The organism is Calderihabitans maritimus (assembly GCF_002207765.1).
GTDB lineage: Bacteria > Bacillota > KKC1 > Calderihabitantales > Calderihabitantaceae > Calderihabitans > Calderihabitans maritimus.
Genome location: NZ_BDGJ01000117.1, coordinates 18,860 through 37,453 on the forward strand (window position 1 = coordinate 18,860; position 18,594 = coordinate 37,453).

The window sequence follows — 18,594 nt, forward strand, 5'->3', positions numbered from 1 at the left end:
GAGGAAGGTATGGTACAATTATACAGGCAAATAATTCCAGAAACAACTGCGTTGCGAGGGGGCCAATTTATGAAGCGTATAGCTTTTGGTACGGATGGCTGGCGAGCGGTGATGGCGGAAGATTTTACTTTTGATAATGTGCGCATCGTAGCTCAGGCTATTGCTGCCTATCTGTTGCAAAAAGAAATATACCGTCAGGGAATAGTGGTAGGTTACGACAATCGCTTTCTTTCGGAAAAGTTTGCCCTGGCGGTGGCCGAGGTATTAGCGGGGAATGAAATTCCAGTTTTTCTGACCGAAAGGGCTACTCCTACGCCGGTGGTAGCTTTTGCCGTCAAGCATTTCCAGGCGGCGGGAGCAGTTATGCTTACGGCCAGCCATAACCCTCCGGAGTATAATGGAATTAAGTTCATCCCGGAATATGCCGGACCGGCTGTGCCGGAAGTCACCCGGCAAATTGAAGAAGAAGTACTCCGGGTATTGAATACAAGGGATGTTCGCCGGCTGCCGGAAAAAGACGCTCGGGATAGGGGGTTAATCAGGCCTGTTGAGCCGATGGGGGCTTACATTAAGCATTTGAGTAAGTTAATAGATTTTAAAGCCATTGGAGGAGCAGGCCTTGCGGTAGTAGTGGATCCCCTTTACGGGGCAGGTATTGGTTATCTGGAAACAATTTTGAAGAAGGCCGGGTGCCGGGTAGAGGTTATCCACGGTTACCGAGACCCGCTTTTCGGCGGGCATCTTCCGGACCCCAACGGCAATATTTTAGCCGAACTTCGAGAACGGGTACTGGAAACGGGAGCTGACCTGGGGCTCGCCCTGGATGGAGACGCTGACCGTTTCGGGGTAATAGATAGGGACGGAAGTTTTTATCGCCCCAATCAGATACTGTATTTATTACTGGTACATTTGGTCAAAAATAAAGGCTGGAGAGGTCGTGTGGCCCGGACGGTAGCTACCACGCATATGCTGGACCGTATAGCCAAGAAGTATGGTTTGGAAGTTGAAGAAACCCCGGTTGGGTTCAAGTACATCGGGCAGTCCCTGCTTCACCGGGGGAGCATTTTGGGAGGAGAAGAAAGCGGCGGGTTAAGTATTAGAGGACACCTGCCGGAGAAGGACGGGATCCTTGCTAACTTATTAATTGTAGAACTGGTAGCGGTGACCGGCAAGTCTTTACAAGAAATAACGGATGAAGTGGGCCGGGAGGTTGGACTGCTGATAAGTGAAAGATTGGACCTTCCCGTTTCCCCCGAGGAAAAAGAGAGAATTTTGCAGGAATTGCGCGGCTGGATGCCGGAAGAAATTGGCGGGCAAAAGGTCATTCGCAGGGTGACTGTAGACGGAGGTAAACAAATAATGGCTGATGATAGTTGGGTTCTTATCCGGCCTTCCGGAACGGAGCCGTTATTCCGCCTTTACGTGGAAGGCAACAGTGAGGAGCAGGTGCGTTCTATCCAGCAGCAGGTAAGGGAAATGCTGCGCCTTTGAAAGCATAAAGGAAAGCATCCTGGAACAACCGGGATGCTTTTTTAATGGTTAATCAGTCTTAAGGAAAATATTTTTTGTACTCTTCCGGACTCAATTCGCGGTAGCATTCGGCGCATAGTTCGCCTTTCCCTGGAACGAACACCGCAGGTTGATCGGGCATGCTTGTTTCAGCTAGACGCAAGGATTGTCCGCAGCGAATGCAAGTGCTGCTGTCTAATGACATAATCCCCACCACCTTCGGTTTTATTATGGCCCTATCCAAACTTCTTATACGTTAAAGTTTAGCACCGGCTACCGACGAGGCATATAATAGGTTAGTCGGCCGGAGGTGGAGGGGTGGAATAATGGATACATATTTTTTGATAAAGATATATTTTGGTCTGGTCGGCGTGGTTATACTGGTGCTGTTCGGTATTCTCTGGAGAGAAAAGGTCCGGCCAAGCAGGACTAGTTGTAGCAGGGTTCTAGTCCTATTGACCAGAAACGGGGAAGGCTGTATGGAAGGGATATTGCGAGGGTTGAGGCGTTTGCGGGAAAGAGGTTATAATTTTGAAACCGTGATAGTTGACTGTAACTCTCAGGATCAAACACCGCTTATTTTGGGAAAATTTTATACCAAACACCCCTTTTTTACCTGGATTAAAATAAAAGAAGACTTTTCGCTAAAATTTATTTTTCCCTTTTGTCGGGGAAAGTTGCTCTGGGTCCTTAGTTTAGATGAACGGACTGATGTCCGGCAGGTGGTAGAAAAAGCGGGAAGTTTTTTCTCTAAAGGCTGAAGAACATGGTTTTTGCGGGCAAAAAAGCCCGGTTTTTACTTTTTTACCGAGAAAAAGCAAGAGGACTGGGATCGATAGAGATTTTGGGGCAGGAACGGCGCCGAACGAGGAGAAATTGTTGAAGCAAGAGGAGGAAGAACTCTCTCATGGGGAAAAATATCTGGCATTCTTTTCTGGAGTTAATTTATCCTTCTGCGTGTTCGTGTCCTGTTTGTGGTAGGAGGGGGAGAGAGGTAAAAGAAGAGGGGATCTGCTCCTTTTGTTTCGAGCAGATAAGCGTCAACCGGAAAAGCTGGAGTTATTGTCTCCGCTGCGGCAGGACACTGGAAGAAGAATCCTGGTGTATGGAATGCAGAGATGACCAACCTCCCTTTCATATTGCCCGGGCGGTAGGGCTTTATGAAGGTGTTCTTAAGGAAGCGGTACACTGCCTGAAATACAGGGGAAAACCGTCCTTGAGTCGTCCTTTGGGACGTTTAATGGCCAAAGTGGTGGAGACGGAAGCTGCTTACGGTCGTCTAGAACTAGTTGTTCCCGTACCCCTACATCCTGTGCGTTTAAGGGAAAGAGGTTATAATCAGTCGGAATTACTGGCTCGAGAGGTGGCTGACCGCCTGAATTTGCCTGTAGACTGTCGGGTGTTGACAAAAACACGAAATAATGTACCCCAGGCCAGCTTGTCCCGCCGGGAACGTTTCAGCAATGTGGAAGGAGCCTTTGCTGTTTCTTCGCCTTCTAGGGTGTTGAACCGGAGAATTTTACTGGTAGATGATATTTTTACCACGGGGAATACCATACGGGAGTGTTCCCGGGTATTGCTACAGGCAGGGGCGCAGAGAGTTTCGGCAGTAGTTTTGGCTACAGGCAGAGGCTCAATTCGACACTCAGGTGCCAAGATATAGTAAATTAAGATAATTTTGTGACAAATTTTTCATATCCACATGCCTGTCCACAAAGAAAAGGTCCGATTTTATTAGTTACTAACAAACTTATCCACATAATCCACAGGATTTTGCATCCACAAAGAACTATGCAGAAGGTTGTTTTCGACATACAAACGGTAAATGCCCGGCAAAAAATTGTTAAACAAGCAGCAGGAAAAACAAATTTATTGCAGAATTATCTTACCGTTTGCCAACATTTATGGAGAAAAGAGCAATTCATGTGGCCCTGCTTAGCATTTTGGTAAGTTAATGATACTGGGGGGTGATAATTAGTAGAGCGTAGTGGACATTAGAAGATCAACCAATTTCCAATTTTATGTTAGAAAACTACGGAGGTGTATATATTAGATGAAAAAAGTTGGTATTGCTTTACTTGTTGCGCTTCTGGTTTTTGGTCTCATGGTGGCAGTCACCGGCTGCGGAGCCGGTGGGGAAAAAGCCGGGAAAGAAGAAAGCGGAGCAAATACTGAGCAAACACAGCCGGGTGAAGGTGGAGAGAAAGAAGTTGCTATTTTGAAAGTAGGAACGGAGGCGGCCTACGCTCCCTTTGAGTACGTCGATGAAAAGACCGGCGAAATAACCGGATTTGATGCTGAATTGATTAAAGCGATAGCTGAAGCCATCGGTATGGAGGCCGAACTGCAACATATTGATTGGGACGGTTTGTATCCCGCCCTTAATAGCGGTGAGGTAGATGTGGTTATTTCCGCTATGACTATAACTCCTGAGCGGGAGGAAGAGGTAGATTTTTCAGAGCCTTATTTTGAAGTGGTCCAAGCCATAGCGGTAAAAGAAGGCTCTGAAATCCGGAGTTTAGCCGACCTGGTGGGTAAAAGAGTCGGTGTTCAGGCAAATACTACGGGGCACTATGCTGTGGAGCAAATTGAAGGGATGAAAGAAGACGATATTAGTACCTATCCTACCACGCCTGATGCGCTAATGGCTTTGGAGACTGGGGAAGTGGAAGCAGTGGTAGCTGACGATCCCGTAGTCGCCAACTTTATTAAACATAACCCGGATGCAGGGATAGTAATGATAGAAGACCCGACAGTAGAACCGGAATTTTACGGAATTGCCTTGAAAGAAGGCAACCCGCTGCGGGAGAAAATAAACGAGGGCTTGAAGAAAGTAAAAGAAAGCGGCAAGTACGATGAAATTTATGCCAAATATTTTGGAAAATAGACTCTTAAGACCATAAGTAGACAATTTGGGACTTTAAGGCTATAATAAATGCGTAATGCACTGTGTTAAAGAAGTGCATTACGCATTATTTTTTTCTCAAGGGGCGTCGGTGAATGAAGTGGGGTTTCATGATTGAGATACTACCGATACTTTTCGAAGGGGCGAAGATGACGGTAGGCCTTACCGTCATATCCATTACCATTGGTTCCATAATTGGCCTTTTTGTCAGCCTGGCGCGCCTGTCGAAATTTAAGCTCCTGTCCAAACTGGCCGGAGCCTACGTGGATTTTTTTCGGGGCACGCCATTGCTGGTCCAAATTATGTTAATTCACTACGGCTTACCGCAGTTGCTGGGATACACTCCGGTTAAGCTGGTGTCAGGAATTGTTGCTCTGAGCATCAACAGCGGGGCTTACGTGGCAGAAATTTTCCGGGCGGGGATACAGTCTATTGATCGAGGGCAGATGGAGGCAGCTAGGTCCTTGGGGATGACCTATGGACAAGCTATGCGTTATGTTATCTTACCTCAGGCTTTTAAAGTGTGTATTCCTCCTTTAGGGAACGAATTTATTGCTCTTTTAAAAGATTCTTCCCTGGTAATGGTAATAGGATTACATGAACTTATGACCAAAGGGAAACTTATTGTGGGCAGAAGGCCGCGGCCCTTTGAAGTGTACATTACTATTGCTTTCATTTACCTGCTGATGACCATGAGCATTTCTTACCTGGTTTCCTGGGCGGAAAGGAGATTGAGGACCGGTGATCAGAGTTAGGCGACTATACAAAAGTTTTGGTACTCTGGAAGTGCTGCGAGACATCAACTGTCACGTTAAGGAGAAAGAAGTAGTTTGCGTTATCGGTCCCAGTGGTTCCGGTAAAAGTACCTTTTTGCGATGCTTAAACCGTTTGGAAGAACCGACTTCCGGAGAAATTATTATTAACGGTATAAATATTACTGACAAAGATACGGACATTAACAAAGTTAGAGAAGAAGTGGGAATGGTTTTTCAGCGTTTCAACTTGTTTCCCCATAAAACGGCCTTACAGAATATAACCCTGGCTCCAATCAAAGTTCGCCGGATGCCTAAAGAAGAAGCCGAAGAACTAGCTTTTCAATTATTAGAAAAAGTTGGACTTAAAGATAAGGCGCATGCCTATCCCGACCAGCTTTCCGGGGGGCAGCAGCAGCGGGTGGCCATTGCGCGGGCTTTAGCCATGCGTCCCAAAGTGATGCTCTTTGATGAGCCTACCTCTGCTTTGGATCCGGAGATGGTGGGAGAAGTTTTAGCTGTTATGAAGGATTTAGCAAAAGAAGGAATGACCATGATAGTTGTAACCCATGAGATGGGATTCGCCCGGGAGGTGGGCGATAGGGTATTGTTCATGGATGAGGGACGCATAGTGGAAGAAGGTACTCCACAGGAAATATTCTATGCTCCGAAAAACCCCCGCACCCAGGCCTTTCTTAGCAAAATTTTGTAGGATATTTTTTTGACAAACCGATTCTGGCATGGTATAATAAATTAACTTGTGGCTGCCGAACAGCCGCGGGTGAGTAATTTTATTTTTAGGAGGAATGTTTAGAAATGTTTGGTAGGGTCAAGTGGTTTAATCAGCAGAAAGGGTATGGGTTTATTGAACGAGAAGACGGAGGAGATGTATTCGTCCATTATTCAGCTATCCAGGAGGAGGGTTTTAAGAGTTTAGTCGAGGGACAAAAAGTACAGTTTGACATTGTGGAAGGTCCCCGCGGTCCGCAGGCGGCCAATGTAGTCAAATTGTCATAATTGCCAACTACCCCGGTTGTCCAAACCGGGGTTTTTAATTTTTTGCCAGGGGTTAACAGGGAAAAGGCAGGATTTTTTACCTGTTTCGGGAATAATAATAACTAACAATGGAGTAGGAGGTAGTGGTCGGATGAACATTATCGTAAGAGGGAAAAATATTGATGTTACCAACGCTCTCCGAGAGTATGCAGAAAAAAGACTGAGGAAACTGCAGAAATACCTGGATATCGAAGAAGTACAGGTGACTCTTCTGGTGGAAAAGGAGAGGCACAGGGTAGAGGTAACTATTCCCTTGAACGGATTCGTCATCCGTGGCGAAGAAGAGAGTGGAGATATGTATGCTTCGGTCGATATGGTCATAGATAAATTGGAAAGACAGATAAATAAGTATAAAACAAAACTGGCCAAAAAAATTAAAAATAACAGTCTCAGGGAACTGGTGGCGCAAATGTCCCAGGAGGAGCGGGAAGAGGAAGAAGAAAAGCCGAAAATTGTTCGTACCAAGCGTTTTCCCATTAAGCCGATGCCGGTAGAGGAAGCGATCATGCAGATGAATCTGGTCGGACATAATTTTTTCGTATTTTCCAATGCGGAAACGGAGGAAATTAACGTAGTGTACCGGCGAAAAGACGGGAATTACGGTTTAATTGAACCGGAGAGATAGTTGACCGGCTGAAAAAGCCGGTCATTTAATTTCATGGTAAATTTTAATAATTTTGACAGGAAAAAGTTGATTTTTGGCGAAATATAAGCTAATACACGAGAGAGAAAGAGAAAGCAGGTGAGCGAAGCGGTGAGTGAAGAAAAGCAGGATTTAATATCCCGCGGCGAACAAATTATTAAACAGGTAAGAGGTGTTATATCGGCCCGTATTGTAACCGATGCCAACGAGAATATCGAAGAAATTCATGTTTTGGCCAGCCATGAACGTGCTCCCAAACAAATAGTGCGGGATATCGAGTCTGCTCTGGTGGTGCAATTAGGAATAAGTGTTGACCATAAAAAGATCAGCGTGGCGCAGGTAGAAGAAGAAGAGGAATTCAACGTACCGGCGGGTTTGAGACCACGGCTGGTAAGCATTAACCTGCTTACAGCCGGGGTTACCGCCGAAGCGCGAGTAGAGATAAGCGTGGGTGATAAAATTTACGAAGGGACGGCCGCCGGGCCCAATACGGTAAATAACCGGTTGCGCCTGGTGGCGGCGGCCACGCTTAACGCTATAGAAAATTATCTGGAGGAAGGCAGCCGGTTTGTGGTGGAAGACCTGGTGAAACTCCCTTTTGCGCGCAAAGAAGCCATCGTAGTAGCTGTTTCTCTGGTTACCGGCCGGGGAGAGGAGAGTCTGATAGGGGCAGCTTTTGTCCAGCATGACGACCGGGAGGCAACCGGGAAGGCTACTTTAGGAGCTGTAAATCGCAGATTGTCGATTTTGTTCCGTGATAAGGAGAACTAAGGTTTTTCATACGGCCGACAGATTTGAGGGGAATTTTGACAGCGGAGCGGGACGACCGAGCGGAGCGGTATGCCTGCCGGTTCTAGCGGATGCCGGTGGAGATTACCGTGAGGGAGGTTGTCCGCATGTACAGAATCTTGACTGTTTTAGCTACCCTAGCTACCTTAATTCTGGCGGGTGGCGCTGGTTATAAATGGTAATAACTTTTCAAATCTGTCGGCCTTTGTAAATCTTTGAGGAGAGAAGCGGAATGAAGGGTATCTCTTTAAAGGCGAGAGTGTATATTATAAGCATAATAATACTCGGGACTTTTTTGTTCGTTTACCTTTCATTAAGAGCTGACTTTCAAGCAGTACCTTTACAGAGTTTTCTGGTATTCCTAGTCCTGGTGGCAGTTTCCAATGTGCTTTACGTAGAACTTCCAAAAGGTGGTTATGTTACCGTCAATTTTGCTATTTATTATACGCTTATCATTTTGTTCGGGGCGTCCATCTCCGTTTGGATAATGGTATTGGGTGATCTGCTCGGTGAATTTCTCAATTGGAAAATTAATAATAATAAGGCTCCCTGGTATAAAATCCTCTTCAATGAAGCACAATTTTGCCTGGCCGTAGGGCTGGCCGGTCTCAGTTACGAAGTTCTGGCAGTGTCAGGGGGCCACCTCTTTCAAAACTGGCTGGCTTTGGTAGCAGCATTATTCATATTTATGCTGATTAATACTGGTGCAGTGGCTACCGTTTTAGCTTTAACTCAAAACCTTACTCTTATGGACATACTGAGTATAAATATAAAATGGAGCGTACCTAACTTTCTGGCCTTAGCACCCCTTGGACTGCTCATTGCTGCTGTCTACCGCTCCACGGGTATCATGGGAGTGCTCTTGTTTTTCATTCCCCTTCTGGTTGCCCGCCATTCGTTCAAGCTCTACATGGACATGCGGAAGATGTACCTGAAAACCATTGAAACTCTGGCCACAGCCATGGAGGCCAAGGATGCTTATACCCGGGGACATTCGGAAAGAGTGGCGCGGTATACGGTGGCTACCGCCAAGGAACTGAAAATGAGGGAAGATCAAGTAGAAAACCTGAGGTACCTGGCGCTGCTGCATGATATAGGAAAGACAGGCACTAGGGAAAGTATATTAAACAAGCCGGGTCGGCTGGACCGGAAAGAATTTGAGGTAATGAAGAAACACGCAGAGCTCGGGGCGGAAATTGTTCGGAAGATCGAACAGCTGCAGGAAGGATATGAGGTGGTCAAGTATCATCACGAGCGGTGGGACGGCGGGGGTTATCCGGAAGGTATTTCCGGCCAGAATATCCCTTTGGGGGCACGTATTATAGCGGTGGCCGACGCTTTTGACGCCATGACCACGAACCGGCCCTACCGGGAAGCCATGAGCGCGCAGCAGGCGTGGAAGGAATTGCAAAGATTTGCCGGCACTCAGTTTGACCCCGAGGTAGTAGAAGCCTTTGGCCGGGCCTTGTCCTCCCTCGGGCTGGAAATTAAGGAGGAAGAGGAGCGAGAGGCAGTAAAAGTTAGACCTGCCTCCATAGTCAATAGTCACTAAAGGATAAAATGTGCTTGAAATCGGGGGCTGATGGATTTGTTATTACTGATAGGAGGTCTTTTTTTATCTGTAATTATTGGTTATTTAAGGGGGGGCCGCCTGGGATATCTAGCCAGGCTTCGGATTAATTATTTTCCTCTTGTTTTGCTGGCATTTTTGATTCAGACATTTCTGGATCACCTGACTTACCGCGGACTTATAGAAAAATCCTTCTGGACTGCCGGTTTGCACCTGCTCTCTTATGTTTTACTCTTCGTTTTTCTGTGGTTCAATTCTACGGTGCCGGGTATGAAAGTTTTAGGAGCCGGGATTTTTCTCAATTTTATAGTAATTCTTTTGAACGGCGGGGCCATGCCGGTAATCACCGAAGGACTCCCGGCGGGGGACTTGGCTTTTCTTGCTACTTCGGCGATTCACCAGCCGCTGGGACCTGCCACGAGACTTGCTTTTCTCGCGGACGTGTTGGTGTTGGACCTCTTCCGTCCCGGAAGGTACAGTATAGGTGACCTAATGATCGGCATAGGTATCTTTTTGCTGGTTCAAAAGGCCATGACCGTTCGGCAAAGTAATAGCTGAGTAACGCCCGTAATAATGACAGTTGAATGTAGGTTTCTTACATGATAGAATAAAATGATAGCAAATTTAAGAGAGGAACCGATGGTGGTTCCTTCTCTTCTTTGTATTCTTGTTTCAGGTTTTGGAAAGGAGCAATTCTATGTTAGGTATATTGAAAAACTGGCTTGATGATAATGCCAGAGAAATAAAAAAGCTTTCTAAACAGGTACAGGTAATTAACAGCCTGGAGCCGGAGATACAGGCTTTATCTGATGAGGCTTTACGGGGCAAGACGGCAGAGTTCAAACAACGCCTGGCCAACGGGGCAAGTCTTGACGACCTCCTGCCGGAGGCCTTTGCGGTAGTCCGGGAGGCTGCCCGCCGGGTGTTGGGCATGCGTCCCTTTGACGTACAGGTAATGGGGGGAATTGTTTTACACCAGGGACGCATCGCTGAAATGAAAACCGGTGAGGGGAAAACATTAGTGGCCACCATGCCTGCCTACCTTAATGCCCTTACCGGTCAGGGAGTACACATCGTAACCGTGAACGATTACCTGGCCCGCCGGGACCGGGAATGGATGGGCAAAATTTATGAATTCTTAGGCCTGTCCGTAGGAGTAATCGTGCAAGGGTTGGATTTTGCGGAAAGGAAGAAGGCATATGCTGCCGACATAACCTACGGTACCAACAATGAGTTTGGATTTGACTACCTGCGGGATAATATGGCTCTGCACGTGGACCAGCTGGTACAGCGGGAATTAAATTACGCCATCATTGACGAGGTAGACAGTATTCTTATAGATGAAGCTCGTACGCCTCTTATTATTTCAGGGCAGGCGGATAAGCCGACGGACCTTTATTACACCATAGCCCGAGTTGTTTCCCGCCTGAAGAAAGATGAGGATTACACTGTAGATGAAAAAGCCCACGTGGTTACCCTTACAGAGCAGGGGATTGCCAAAGTAGAAAAGATGTTAGGGGTCGAGAATCTATATGACCCTCAGAATATGGAGTTGAGCCACCATGTTAACCAGGCGTTGAAGGCTCATGCGTTAATGAAGAAGGACCGCGATTACATTGTCAAAGACGGCAAGGTAATCATTGTGGATGAATTTACCGGTCGCCTCATGTTTGGTCGGCGCTATAGTGACGGCTTGCACCAGGCTATTGAAGCCAAAGAAGGAGTTAAAATAGAAAGAGAGTCCCAAACCCTGGCCACCATTACCTTCCAGAATTTCTTCCGCATGTACAAAAAGCTGGCCGGGATGACCGGTACGGCTGCAACTGAAGAGGAAGAGTTTAGAAAGATTTATAATATGGACGTGGTGGTTATTCCTACCAACAAACCGATGATCAGGGTAGACTATCCGGATGTGGTTTACCGTACCGAAAAAGGTAAATTTGAAGCGGTAGTCAAGGAGATAGTAGAAAGGCACCGCAAAGGACAGCCCGTGCTGGTGGGAACCGTTTCTATAGAAAAATCGGAAGAATTGAGCAGGATGTTGAAGAAACACGGTATTCCTCACCAGGTACTCAACGCCAAATATCACGAACAGGAGGCGGAGATAATTGCCCGGGCGGGACAGAAAGGGGCAGTTACTATTGCTACTAACATGGCCGGTCGCGGTACCGATATTGTTTTAGGTGAGGGTGTTAAAGAACTGGGCGGTTTACACATTATCGGCACCGAAAGACATGAAAGCCGCCGTATCGACAACCAGTTGCGGGGCCGGGCGGGCCGCCAGGGAGACCCGGGCTCCAGCAGGTTCTATATTTCCCTGGAAGATGATTTAATGCGGCTGTTTGGATCAGACAACATTGCCGGTTTAATGGATAAACTGGGGATGGATGATTCTACTCCTATCGACCACCCTTTGATTTCCCGGTCTATTGAAGCGGCTCAGAAGAAGGTGGAAGCCAGGAACTTTGAAATCCGCAAGCATGTATTGGAGTACGATGATGTTTTGAACCAGCAAAGGGACATTATTTACAAGCAACGCCGGGAGGTACTGTTTGGTAAGGATCTCAAAGAAAAAATTCAACAGATGATACGCGATGTGATTGACCGCACCATAGAAAGGTTTTCCGTAGAGAGCGATTATCCTGAACAGTGGGATCTCTCCAGCCTCCTGGAGTATGCGGAACAACAATTTTTACCTGGCCATGACCTGACGCCGGAACAGCTTAAGAACATGGACAAAGAGGAAATTCGCCGGCTATTTCATGAAAAGGCCCTGGAGTATTATGAAGCCCGGGAGAAAGAACTGGGCGAAGCAACCATGCGTGAGCTGGAAAGAGTAGTTACCCTCAAGGTAGTGGATAGCAAATGGATGGACCACCTGGACGCTATGGACCAGCTACGGCAGGGTATTGGACTGCGGGCTTACGGTCAGAGAGACCCGCTGGTCGAGTACAAATTTGAAGCTTACCAGATGTTTAATGATATGATTGCCAGCATTCAGGAAGATATTGTTCGCTACGTATTCCGGGTCAACGTGGTGGAACAACCTCGCGAACAATATAAAAACGTAGTGGAAAACAAATATGCTGAAGAGGAAAGTCGTCAACCAATTCGTCGCCAGCAAAAGATTGGACGAAACGAGCCATGCCCGTGCGGCAGCGGCAAGAAATATAAAAAGTGTTGTGGCCGAAATTAATCAGAGGAGGGGGCGAGGATATTGCTTGCAGACTTGAAACGGGAACTGGAAAACTTGAAAAAGCGACTGGAAGAAATGAGGGTTTCTCTTTGACTTGGAAAGAAAAGTTGCCCAAGTTAAAGCCCTAGAAGAAAAGGTTATGGCTCCTGATTTTTGGGAAAACCGACAGGAGGCCAGGGAGACTCTACAAGAGCTAACCCTGCTGAAAGAAAAGGTCAAAGAGTTTGAGGGTTTACAGGAGCGTTTGGATGAGGCTTTGATTCTCTGGGAACTGGCCATGGAAGAGGAAGATGAAACCCAGGCCGAGGAAATCTCCCGTATTATAGGTCGCTTAAACCGCGAACTGGATAAGCTGGAACTGGCAACCCTTTTGAGCGGGCCTTACGACCGCAACAATGCCATTTTATCGCTCCACCCGGGAGCGGGGGGAACGGAATCCCAGGATTGGGCCGAGATGTTGTTGCGCATGTACAGCCGTTGGGCAGAAGATAAAGGCTATGAAGTTCAGATTCTGGACTTGCTTCCAGGCGACGAAGCGGGCATCAAAAGTGCAACTATTTTAATCAAAGGGGAAAATGCTTATGGATATCTTAAGGCAGAAAAAGGTGTCCACCGCCTGGTGAGAATTTCTCCTTTTGATGCGTCAGGTAGACGCCATACCTCTTTTGTTTCGGTAGACGTTATTCCGGAACTGGAAACCGAACAGGAAATTGAAATTGATCCAGCTGAGCTCAAGATAGATACCTTCCGGGCCAGCGGTGCCGGGGGACAGCATGTGAACAAAACAGAATCGGCAGTGCGTATTACTCACCTTCCTACTGGTATTGTAGTTCAGTGTCAAAATGAAAGATCCCAGCATGCCAACCGACTGGCTGCTATGAAAATACTGCAGGCAAAATTATTTGAGCTGAAGCGTAGAGAACAGGAAGAAGAAGTGGCCAGATTGAGGGGCGAACAGCACGAGATAGCCTGGGGAAATCAGATTCGTTCCTATGTTTTTCATCCTTACAGTCTGGTAAAAGATCACCGCACCAACTTAGAGGTAGGTAACGTGGAGGCAGTAATGGATGGTAAGATAGACGAGTTTATCGCTGCTTACCTGCGGAAAAGCGTGGTTCAAAAGTAGAAAGGAACCCGGCGTTTGCTGAAGGTGGTTAACAGTAATGAGGCGTTTGTTCTTGTTTTTACTGGTCTTCTTAATGCTTTTTTTATTGTTGAGCCAATTGTTCTTTCCCCGGGTGGTGGCTCTGGCCTTGGAGGAAGCAGTTCGTTACAATTTTCCCCATGCTGCAGACGTTCAAGTAGAAGTGGAGGCGGTTCCGGCAACCAAAATCCTGTTAGGAAAATTTGATGTTATAAATTTATATATTACTGAAGGTTCCGTGGGCGGTTTACCGGTTAGCCGGTTTCAGTCTCGACTGAAAGAAGTTCAGATTGACTGGGGAGAACTTCTCCAGGAAAAAAAGCTGGTGTTGCGTTATCAGCAGCCTTCTTTCACGGAAATTGTTCTGTTGGCCTCTGATGTCAGCCGTTATTTAGAGCAGCAGTTGCGGGGAAGGTTTTTGAAGCCGGAAGTGAGGTTAGGAGATGACCAGGTAACTCTGCTGGGAAGTGTTTCGATTTTTAGCATGCCTGTTGAACTGGAGATCGATGGGACGCTTGAGATAAGCGGGGCCAGGGAGATAGCATTTAAACCCAGGAATTTAAGAATCAACCGGGTAGAGTTAGGAAATCCTTTTCGGGAAAATATACTTGCCCAAACACGGTTTTTAATTTCCTTAGAACAAATTCCGTTCGTATCTGAGTTGGAAAAAATAGAGGTGGGGCAGGGGAAGTTGATCATTAAGGCGAGGAGTTAAGAAGAAAGCCGGAACTTACCGCCTTACGGCCGTATAAAAGTAACTGGACAGACGCATAACTATAGGCAGTACCCAAGAGAAACAGTCAGGAGGGACTAAAAATGCCCTTTCGGATTACTGGTGACTGTATTGCTTGTGGTGGCTGCAGCGTAGTCTGTCCGGTAGACGCTATTGACGATGGTTTTGGCAGCGGTGAGGGTGGAGATGATGCATTATATAGTATTTCCGACCATTGTGAGGAATGCGGTCTGTGTTTAGACGTCTGTCCCGTTGAGGCTATTAAAAAAGAAGATTTATCATGATGGCGCACATTAGGTGCGCTATCTTCTGTCAAAAGAAGGAGTTTTCAGTCGCAATGTTGAACAGAAAGAAGTCAACGTTAGACATGGCGAAGAAACGGGCCTGGAAATAGAAATGAGGTGATTTTGTTGCGCCTCAAGGTAGTGGCTGAGTTTTTGGGAGTAACCGCAGGTAGTTTGATAACAGCTTTGGGCTTGGTGTTTTTTTTGATTCCTCTTAAAATTGCTGCCGGGGGAGTAAGTGGTTTAGCTACGGTAGTTTTTTATGTTTTTAAATGGCCGGTAGGTTTAACCATGCTCCTTATAAACATACCTTTGTTTCTATTAAGTCTGAGAGAGCTGGGGATTCGTTTTGGCTTAAAGACTTTATATGGGACTATAGCCCTGTCTGTGTTTACCGACCTGATAGGGCCTTATGTGACACCTCCTACCGAAAACGTGTTGTTGGCATCAGTTTACGGAGGCGCCATCACGGGGCTAGGTATGGGAATAGTCTTTCGGGCAGGAGGTTCCACCGGTGGTACCGACTTGGGTGCCCGGTTGATAAATAAGTTTTTTAGGATAAGCGTAGGTCAGGGACTGCTTATCATTGACGCTTTTGTCATTACCCTGGCCGGCATCGTTTTTGGCATTGAGTTGGCCCTTTATGCCTTGATTTCCCTGTACATAACTAGTCACGTTATCGACCTGGTGCAGGAGGGCTTCGGATACGCCAAAGCGGCTTTGATAATCTCCTCCCGTCATGAGGAGATTGGCCAGGCTATCCTATACCAACTGAACCGGGGGGCGACTGTCTTGCGGGGGAAAGGACTTTATACCAATCAGGAAAGGGACGTCATATTAACCGTTATCACGCGGGCCGAAGTGAGTAAAGTCAAAGCTTTGGTCTCCCAAATAGACCCTCGGGCCTTTGTAATAGTTACTAACGTACATGAAGCTTTGGGGGAAGGGTTTAAAGACATTACGGAGGAAGTTTTTTGAAATTTTCAGCATGGAGGGTGTGGTTCTATGTCCGATAATAACTACAAATTCCTGGAGGAAAAGGCCAAGACTATCCGCAAGGATATAGTCACTATGATAACTGAAGCCGGATCAGGCCATCCGGGAGGCTCGCTTTCGGCGGTGGAAATAGTTACTGCTCTTTATTTTCAGGAAATGCGAATTGATCCGCAGCGGCCCGACTGGCCCGAGCGCGATCGCTTTGTTCTTTCCAAGGGTCATGCGGCACCGTTGCTTTATGCTGTTCTGGCTGAAAGAGGCTATTTCCCCAAAGAAGAGCTTTATACTCTGCGCAAAATAGGCAGTCGTTTGCAGGGACATCCGGATATGAATAAGCTGCCCGGGGTAGAAATGTCTACCGGTTCACTGGGGCAGGGCTTGGCGGTTGCCAACGGAATAGCTTTGGCGGGCAAGCTGGATGGAAGAGATTACCGGGTGTTCGTTTTGCTAGGGGATGGCGAAATTCAGGAGGGAGAAGTATGGGAGGCAGCTATGGCTGCGGCTCATTACCGGTTGGACAATGTGGTAGCTTTTCTGGATTATAACGGTTTGCAAATTGACGGACCTATCCGGGAAGTAATGTCTCCCGACCCGGTTGCTGATAAGTGGCGGGCCTTCGGCTGGCGTGTCATGGAGATTAACGGGCATGACTTCGCGCAGATACTGGGGGCTCTAAAGCAGGCGAGGGAGTTTAAAGGAAGCCCGGTGATGATCGTAGCTCATACGGTTAAGGGTAAAGGGGTTTCCTTTATGGAAAACCAGGTTGACTGGCACGGGGTTGCTCCTACCCGGGAGCAGATGGAGCAGGCCCTGCGCGAGCTCGGTTGATATACGGCTACTGGAAGGAGGAACGGTTATGGCAGAGAAGATAGCCACGAGAGAAGCCTACGGGAAGACTCTGGTTAAACTGGGAGCAGAGAATAAAGACATTGTGGTGCTGGATGCTGATCTGGCCAAATCTACTAAAACTGCTCTTTTCGCCCGGGAATTTCCTGAACGTTTTTTTGATATGGGGATCGCCGAGCAGAATATGATGGGAACCGCCGCCGGGCTGGCTACGGCAGGGAAAATTCCCTTTGTCAGCACTTTTGCCGTATTTGCCACGGGACGGGCTTTTGACCAGATACGAAACTCTATAGCTTATCCCCGGCTAAACGTAAAGATTGCCGCTTCTCATGCCGGTATTACGGTCGGTGAAGACGGGGCATCACACCAGTCGGTAGAGGATATAGCCTTGATGCGTTCTCTGCCCGGTATGACGGTGATTGTTCCCGCCGACGCTGTAGAGACGGAACAGGCGGTCAAGGCTGCGGTTGAATATTCCGGTCCTGTTTATATTCGCCTGGGGCGCTCTGCAGTACCGGTTATATATGACAACCGAGATTATACCTTTAGGATTGGTAAGGCTCACCGTTTAAGAGAGGGTACTGACGCGGCTATTATGGCTACCGGGATCATGGTGTCGATAGCCCTAGAAGCGGCTGAAAAACTAGAGAAAATGGGGCTGCAGGTTCAGGTCGTCAACATCTCTACCATCAAACCGCTGGATAAGGAAGCGGTGCTGGAGGCGGCCCGGACAACGGGAGCTATAGTTACCGCCGAGGAACATAACATTATCGGGGGGTTGGGAAGCGCCGTGGCGGAAGTTCTGGTAGAAGCTTATCCGGTACCCATGGAAAGAGTGGGTATTAAAGATAGCTTCGGCGAGTCCGGGAAACCCGGAGAACTCCTCGAAAAATATGGTTTGACGGCAGAACACTTAGTGGAAGCGGTTGTCCGGGTGGAGAAGAGAAAAAGACAGTTCGCCAAAAGGTGAACCGGCTTTTTATATCCAAAATTGACGACAAGCTATTTTTGATATCGGCCGCCACTGAGGGAAGATCTCGAAGACATCAGAAGCTTTGTGAAGCAAGTCAGGGTTTTTCTCGAAAATTTGGAGGAGTAAACCTCATAATTGCCAGCCTTTCATAAAACCTTTACGGCTGGCTTTTTATTTGTCCTTTCTCGTTTTTCTTTCTCTTCCTCATGCATCTTTTCCTCAAGCTTATGTTTCCTACCCTGTCGTCTTTTCTCCCCAAGTACGTAAACAATATTTCCAAAACAATTATGGCTGCATGTTTTACTTGGGTCATCATTCAAATCAAGAACCGTCGCCGGCTTGAACAGACAAATTTTAACAATTAGTATTTTATAACAGGAATTTAGTACTTATTGTCGAAAAAACCAATAGTAGTTGTTCTAGTTGGTTTGTAAGGAGTGGGCTTTTTTGATCCACCTGTATAATGTGACGAAAATATATCCCAATGGCGTCCAGGCTCTGAGGGATATTAGTGTAAAAATCAGCAAGGGAGAGTTTGTTTTTTTAGTCGGTCCTAGCGGGGCGGGCAAATCTACTTTTATTCGCTTGATCTTCCGGGAAGAACTTCCGACTCGGGGCCAGATCTTAATTGGAGGCAGGAGTATTATTCGCCTCAAGAGATCGGAAATTCCTATACTGCGGCGCAATATCGGAGTGGTATTTCAGGATTTTCGTTTACTGGAAGACCGGACTGTTTTTGAGAACGTTGCTTTTGCCCTGGAAGTACTGGAATACCCTCGGACGGAGATACGAAAAAGGGTGATGGTAGCTTTAGATATGGTAGGGCTGGGTTTAAAGGCTAAGATGTTTCCCCATCAGCTTTCCGGGGGAGAACAGCAGCGGGTAGCCATTGCCCGAGCCATAGTAAAAAATCCCCGTATCCTGGTAGCGGACGAACCTACCGGTAATTTGGACCCGATGACTTCGCGGGAAATTATGGATTTGCTGGCGGAGATCAACAAAAAAGGGACTACGGTTATAGTAGCCACTCATGACCGGGAGATAGTGGATGCCTTTCAGAAGCGGGTTATCGCCTTGAGCCAAGGACGCCTGGTGAGGGACGATGTCAAAGGGGCATATGCCCTATGAAGCTCAGAACTTTAGGCTTTTTTCTGCGCCAGGTTGCGGTATCGCTCCGCCGTAACGGCTGGGTGAGGTT

19 protein-coding genes are annotated in these 18,594 nt (G+C 47.2%); all 19 read left to right on the forward strand.

Features of this window, described 5'->3' with window-relative positions; translation table 11 throughout:
* Positions 1 to 69: 69 nt before the first annotated feature.
* The 19 genes from KKC1_RS10155 to ftsE all read left to right on the forward strand — a co-directional run bounded on the left by KKC1_RS10155 (position 70) and on the right by ftsE (position 18,524).
* Positions 70 to 1,491, forward strand: coding sequence for a phosphoglucomutase/phosphomannomutase family protein (locus KKC1_RS10155; RefSeq protein WP_088554350.1), 1,422 nt, complete (start codon positions 70 to 72; stop codon positions 1,489 to 1,491).
* A gap of 344 nt (positions 1,492 to 1,835) precedes the next feature.
* Entirely contained in the window at positions 1,836 to 2,270 is a 435-nt protein-coding gene (locus KKC1_RS10160; protein ID WP_088554351.1) for a hypothetical protein, read from the forward strand.
* Positions 2,271 to 2,416: 146 nt separating this feature from the next.
* Complete coding sequence (locus tag KKC1_RS10165; protein WP_088554352.1) at positions 2,417 to 3,172, forward strand: ComF family protein; 756 nt, start codon at positions 2,417 to 2,419, stop codon at positions 3,170 to 3,172.
* 390 nt (positions 3,173 to 3,562) lie between these two features.
* The gene (locus tag KKC1_RS10170; RefSeq protein ID WP_088554353.1) at positions 3,563 to 4,396 is read left to right on the forward strand and encodes a basic amino acid ABC transporter substrate-binding protein; all 834 of its coding nucleotides are present in this window, start codon (positions 3,563 to 3,565) and stop codon (positions 4,394 to 4,396) included.
* A 113-nt stretch (positions 4,397 to 4,509) separates the two neighbouring features.
* Positions 4,510 to 5,169, forward strand: a complete 660-nt coding sequence (locus tag KKC1_RS10175) for an amino acid ABC transporter permease (RefSeq protein ID WP_088554354.1) — start codon at positions 4,510 to 4,512, stop codon at positions 5,167 to 5,169.
* On the forward strand, positions 5,156 to 5,878 hold the full coding sequence (locus KKC1_RS10180) for an amino acid ABC transporter ATP-binding protein (RefSeq protein ID WP_088554355.1): 723 nt from the start codon (positions 5,156 to 5,158) through the stop codon (positions 5,876 to 5,878). The genes KKC1_RS10175 and KKC1_RS10180 overlap by 14 nt, the downstream gene beginning before the upstream one ends.
* A 104-nt stretch (positions 5,879 to 5,982) precedes the next feature.
* The gene (locus KKC1_RS10185; protein ID WP_088554356.1) at positions 5,983 to 6,183 is read left to right on the forward strand and encodes a cold-shock protein; all 201 of its coding nucleotides are present in this window, start codon (positions 5,983 to 5,985) and stop codon (positions 6,181 to 6,183) included.
* Positions 6,184 to 6,313: 130 nt separating this feature from the next.
* Positions 6,314 to 6,847, forward strand: coding sequence for a ribosome hibernation-promoting factor, HPF/YfiA family (hpf, locus tag KKC1_RS10190; RefSeq protein WP_088554357.1), 534 nt, complete (start codon positions 6,314 to 6,316; stop codon positions 6,845 to 6,847).
* A gap of 117 nt (positions 6,848 to 6,964) precedes the next feature.
* Complete coding sequence (locus KKC1_RS10195) at positions 6,965 to 7,636, forward strand: hypothetical protein (protein ID WP_202820036.1); 672 nt, start codon at positions 6,965 to 6,967, stop codon at positions 7,634 to 7,636.
* Positions 7,637 to 7,886: 250 nt separating this feature from the next.
* The gene (locus KKC1_RS10200; RefSeq protein WP_088554359.1) at positions 7,887 to 9,206 is read left to right on the forward strand and encodes an HD-GYP domain-containing protein; all 1,320 of its coding nucleotides are present in this window, start codon (positions 7,887 to 7,889) and stop codon (positions 9,204 to 9,206) included.
* 36 nt (positions 9,207 to 9,242) lie between these two features.
* Positions 9,243 to 9,782, forward strand: coding sequence for a DUF5317 domain-containing protein (locus KKC1_RS10205; RefSeq protein ID WP_088554360.1), 540 nt, complete (start codon positions 9,243 to 9,245; stop codon positions 9,780 to 9,782).
* 139 nt (positions 9,783 to 9,921) lie between these two features.
* On the forward strand, positions 9,922 to 12,420 hold the full coding sequence (secA, locus tag KKC1_RS10210; protein WP_088554361.1) for a preprotein translocase subunit SecA: 2,499 nt from the start codon (positions 9,922 to 9,924) through the stop codon (positions 12,418 to 12,420).
* Between the two features lie 21 nt (positions 12,421 to 12,441).
* Positions 12,442 to 13,546 (forward strand): peptide chain release factor 2 gene (gene prfB / locus KKC1_RS10215; RefSeq protein ID WP_192868189.1). Its coding sequence is split into 2 segments (ribosomal slippage): positions 12,442 to 12,510 and positions 12,512 to 13,546, totalling 1,104 coding nucleotides; the frame shifts between segments, so codons are not numbered across the junction.
* Positions 13,547 to 13,583: 37 nt separating this feature from the next.
* Positions 13,584 to 14,279, forward strand: coding sequence for an LmeA family phospholipid-binding protein (locus KKC1_RS10220; protein WP_088554362.1), 696 nt, complete (start codon positions 13,584 to 13,586; stop codon positions 14,277 to 14,279).
* A 101-nt stretch (positions 14,280 to 14,380) separates the two neighbouring features.
* The gene (locus KKC1_RS10225) at positions 14,381 to 14,581 is read left to right on the forward strand and encodes a DUF362 domain-containing protein (protein ID WP_088554363.1); all 201 of its coding nucleotides are present in this window, start codon (positions 14,381 to 14,383) and stop codon (positions 14,579 to 14,581) included.
* Between the two features lie 117 nt (positions 14,582 to 14,698).
* Positions 14,699 to 15,559, forward strand: coding sequence for a YitT family protein (locus KKC1_RS10230; RefSeq protein WP_368731569.1), 861 nt, complete (start codon positions 14,699 to 14,701; stop codon positions 15,557 to 15,559).
* 27 nt (positions 15,560 to 15,586) lie between these two features.
* The gene (locus KKC1_RS10235) at positions 15,587 to 16,405 is read left to right on the forward strand and encodes a transketolase (protein ID WP_088554365.1); all 819 of its coding nucleotides are present in this window, start codon (positions 15,587 to 15,589) and stop codon (positions 16,403 to 16,405) included.
* A gap of 28 nt (positions 16,406 to 16,433) precedes the next feature.
* Positions 16,434 to 17,393, forward strand: coding sequence for a transketolase family protein (locus KKC1_RS10240; protein ID WP_088554366.1), 960 nt, complete (start codon positions 16,434 to 16,436; stop codon positions 17,391 to 17,393).
* A 450-nt stretch (positions 17,394 to 17,843) separates the two neighbouring features.
* Positions 17,844 to 18,524 (forward strand): cell division ATP-binding protein FtsE, encoded by a 681-nt coding sequence (gene ftsE, locus KKC1_RS10245; RefSeq protein WP_088554367.1) that lies wholly within the window; start codon positions 17,844 to 17,846, stop codon positions 18,522 to 18,524.
* Positions 18,525 to 18,594 lie beyond the last annotated feature (70 nt).

Excerpts from the sequence above, each read along its gene's own strand:
- KKC1_RS10155 (WP_088554350.1), top strand. The coding sequence starts at position 70 with ATGAAGCGTATAGCTTTTGGTACGGATGGCTGGCGAGCGGTGATGGCG.
- KKC1_RS10160 (WP_088554351.1), top strand. The coding sequence starts at position 1,836 with ATGGATACATATTTTTTGATAAAGATATATTTTGGTCTGGTCGGCGTG.
- KKC1_RS10165 (WP_088554352.1), top strand. The coding sequence starts at position 2,417 with ATGGGGAAAAATATCTGGCATTCTTTTCTGGAGTTAATTTATCCTTCT.
- KKC1_RS10170 (WP_088554353.1), top strand. The coding sequence starts at position 3,563 with ATGAAAAAAGTTGGTATTGCTTTACTTGTTGCGCTTCTGGTTTTTGGT.
- KKC1_RS10175 (WP_088554354.1), top strand. The coding sequence starts at position 4,510 with ATGAAGTGGGGTTTCATGATTGAGATACTACCGATACTTTTCGAAGGG.
- KKC1_RS10185 (WP_088554356.1), top strand. The coding sequence starts at position 5,983 with ATGTTTGGTAGGGTCAAGTGGTTTAATCAGCAGAAAGGGTATGGGTTT.
- hpf (WP_088554357.1), top strand. The coding sequence starts at position 6,314 with ATGAACATTATCGTAAGAGGGAAAAATATTGATGTTACCAACGCTCTC.
- KKC1_RS10200 (WP_088554359.1), top strand. The coding sequence starts at position 7,887 with ATGAAGGGTATCTCTTTAAAGGCGAGAGTGTATATTATAAGCATAATA.
- secA (WP_088554361.1), top strand. The coding sequence starts at position 9,922 with ATGTTAGGTATATTGAAAAACTGGCTTGATGATAATGCCAGAGAAATA.
- KKC1_RS10220 (WP_088554362.1), top strand. The coding sequence starts at position 13,584 with ATGAGGCGTTTGTTCTTGTTTTTACTGGTCTTCTTAATGCTTTTTTTA.
- KKC1_RS10225 (WP_088554363.1), top strand. The coding sequence starts at position 14,381 with ATGCCCTTTCGGATTACTGGTGACTGTATTGCTTGTGGTGGCTGCAGC.
- KKC1_RS10235 (WP_088554365.1), top strand. The coding sequence starts at position 15,587 with ATGTCCGATAATAACTACAAATTCCTGGAGGAAAAGGCCAAGACTATC.
- KKC1_RS10240 (WP_088554366.1), top strand. The coding sequence starts at position 16,434 with ATGGCAGAGAAGATAGCCACGAGAGAAGCCTACGGGAAGACTCTGGTT.